This window comes from Aminobacterium sp. UBA4987 (assembly GCF_002396985.1).
Lineage (GTDB): Bacteria > Synergistota > Synergistia > Synergistales > Aminobacteriaceae > Aminobacterium > Aminobacterium colombiense.
In genome coordinates, this window is sequence record NZ_DGZF01000013.1 from 1 (window position 1) to 3,171 (window position 3,171).

At 44.0% G+C, this 3,171-nt stretch carries 2 protein-coding genes; both read right to left on the bottom strand.

Translation table 11 applies throughout. From position 1 onward, the window contains the following. Nucleotides 1-350: 350 nt before the first annotated feature. Nucleotides 351-1,604 carry a threonine synthase gene (locus B2U56_RS09460; RefSeq protein WP_286953609.1) on the bottom strand — a complete coding sequence of 418 codons (1,254 nt, stop codon included), beginning with the start codon at nucleotides 1,602-1,604 and terminating at the stop codon, nucleotides 351-353. Nucleotides 1,605-1,686: 82 nt separating this feature from the next. Next, nucleotides 1,687-3,036, bottom strand: a complete 1,350-nt coding sequence (locus tag B2U56_RS09465; protein ID WP_286953611.1) for an alanine/glycine:cation symporter family protein — start codon at nucleotides 3,034-3,036, stop codon at nucleotides 1,687-1,689. Nucleotides 3,037-3,171 lie beyond the last annotated feature (135 nt).

A 3,171-nucleotide genomic window follows, 5' to 3' on the forward strand; every position in this document is an offset into this window, starting at 1 on the left:
ATCATTCGCTTTCACTCCTGTTCGTTTATATTCGCATTCTTCACCCTTACTCCATATAAGACCTTGCATCTGTTACCAATCTAAAATGGAGTTGCGTTCCGATTTAACCTTACACTTTAAAAACGTAAGCGCGATACAAACAGCTCGTAAAAAAGATCGTTTCTGAAACAATGGGAAGAGAAATCAACTAAAACCAAATCTGTATAGAAAAGTCTAATGCCAAGTACATATAAAGTATTTACACGATGTAATCAGCTTCTATATACAAGGATACCTCTAATATTATTACTTGCAATAATCAATTATTTATAAGAAACATAATAAAAATATTATAAAGAGCTTGCTTGATCTTATAAGGAGGTGGCAGCGTCACTCTGCAATAGTTTTTCAAAGGCTTCAATATCGGGAGCCACAGACAATGGTTTTCCCGCTGCTTTACGGGCATTCTGAATATCCTTTAAACCGTTTCCTGTAACCACAATAGCCACGGTTTCGTCTCTATCAAGCTGTCCCTGGGTTGCCATTTTTCTAAAGCCCGCGTAAGCAGCGGCTCCTGCTGGTTCGCCAAATACGCCCGTAGCCCTCGCCATTTCGGGTATGGCAGAAAGAATCTCTTCATCTGAAACCGTTACCATATCACCATTGCTCTTTCGTACTGCCCTGAGAGCCTTGGCCCAGTTTTTAGGGGCTCCAACCGAAATGCTATCTGCCACGGTATCTACAAAACCAAACAAAACCCGCTCCGCTCCTGCCTTGAAAGCTTCATAGATGGGAGAGGCGTTTTCAGCTTGAACACCAACAATCTTAGGCATATGGTCAATAAAGCCAAGATTTAAAAGATCCCAGAATCCCTTGTATAAGCCGCCTATGCAACAGCCGTCACCAACAGATATAAAGACACGGTCGGGCACCTGCCACCCAAGTTGCTCTGCTATTTCCAGAGCACTGGTCTTTTTGCCTTCCACAAGGTAGGGGTTGATAGCACAGTTTCTGTTGTACCAGCCGTAGCGCTCGATAGCCGCCGCTGCCAAGTTGAAAGCATCACTATAGTCACCTTGCACCAGAACAACTGTTGCACCGTAGACAAGAAGCTGCGCAACCTTAGCTTCGGGAGCCTTTTCCGGTACGAAAATAAAGCTGGGCAGACCTGCCACCGCTGCAAAACCAGACAAAGAACTTGCCGCGTTTCCAGTAGAGGCACATGCTACTGTTGTATATTTAAAATCCAGAGCTTTGGCTACACCAACAGCACTGGCCCTATCTTTCAGAGATCCTGTGGGGTTTCTCCCATCATCTTTAATGAACACCTTAGATACGCCATATTTTTCAGCTACTCTTTTACTCTCGTAAAGAGGCGTCCATCCCACCATCAGGGAGGGAATGTTCTTTGAATCTATAACTGGAAGAAGAGGCTCATATCTCCATAAAGAAGGAGTGGGGTCTTTTTTGAGGCTTTCGCGAGTCAGAATGCGAGAAACCTCATCATAATCATAGAGAACATCCAAGGTCCCATCCTGGCCGCAAACAGGGCACGTATATTTCACATTTTGCGGGTCGTACTCTTTTCCGCACAGAACACATTGTAACTTTACTGGAAATCCCACTTCTATTCGCTCCTTTCATCTCTGCACGGGTAGGGATTCCTCTCTTGACAAGAGAGGAATCCCTACCCCTTTAATCCTTGGTTTATAGTTTTTCCTTCTTTTTAAAATCGTTGAATAATTGAACAAACTTGCCGCTAAGGAGAAGAAGGGCCAGCATGTTGGGGATACCCTCTATTCCTGTAGAAACATCTACTATTGTCCATACAAACTCTACTGAAAGACTTACTGCAATAAAGGGAGGGATGAGGTAGATCCATCGAAAGAAACGGATTGCTTTTTGTCCAAAAAGATAGACAACTGACGTTTCATATTCTATATAATAACCTACCATAGTGGAATAGGCCGCAAGCAAAACCCCTATTGCCACTATTGCCGTTCCCCATCCTCCATAAAGTTGCTGGAAGGCCGAGAAGGTGAGTTCGACACCATTAAGACCGCTATGCCAGACATCTGGAGCTGCAGTAAGAATAACGAGGGCTGTCATGGTACACACTATTATTGTATCGGTAAAGACCTCAAAGGCACCATATAGACCCTGACGAATAGGATGATCGGTTATGGCAGTAGCATGTACCATAGGGGCAGATCCCATTCCTGCCTCATTGGAAAACATGCCCCTGGACATACCTCTTTTCATCGTTAACAATATAGTCGATCCCGCAAATCCACCGATGGCTGGAGCAGGTTTAAAGGCACTTTCAAAAATAAGTGCAAAAACCCTTGGAAGATCCGCTATGTTCACAATTATTATTCCAAGAGAAGCGATGATATAAAAAAGACACATAAAGGGAATAAGCTTCTCACAAAAAGAGCCTATTCTTTTGAAACCTCCTATGATAACAAGTGCAGTAAGCGCTACAGACGCTGTCACTGTCCATATAGGAGGAATATTAAAGGCTGTCTCCATGGCCATACCCATGGTATGAGGCTGAACCCATACCGCGGTACCAAGAGCTCCCAAGACCATCATGGCCGCAAAGAACTGTGCTAGAGGTTTCCATTTGGGACCAAGGCCTTTTTCAATATAGAACATAGGTCCGCCATAGAAGTTTCCAAGGGCATCCTTTTCTCTGTACTCTACCGCAAGGGACACCTCTACCATCTTCGTCATCATTCCAAAGATCGCGACAACCCACATCCAGAAAACCGCACCTGGTCCGCCAATAGCGATAGCAGTTGCCACACCAGCAATATTGCCGTTACCTATAGTTCCAGCTAATGCGGTGGAAACAGCCTGCCACGGGGTCATTACCCCTTCGCCCACGTTCTTTTCTCCCTTTAAAACCTTACCTATGGTACTCCGCAAAATATACCCTAAATGAAAAATCTGAAAAAAACCTGTCCGTACACTAAAAACAAGGCCGCATGCAAAAATCAAAATCATCATGGGCCATCCCCAGAGAACACCTGCGAACCAATTAAAGAACTCCATTAATATTCCCCCCTTTTTTTTCTAACTGCTCCTTATTACTGAAACCTTTGTGTATAAATAAGGGGAAGCAACTTGTACTTCCCCTTTAAAACAACGTTCCTATTTACAGCAAACCCGTCAATCTGTTGAATTCAT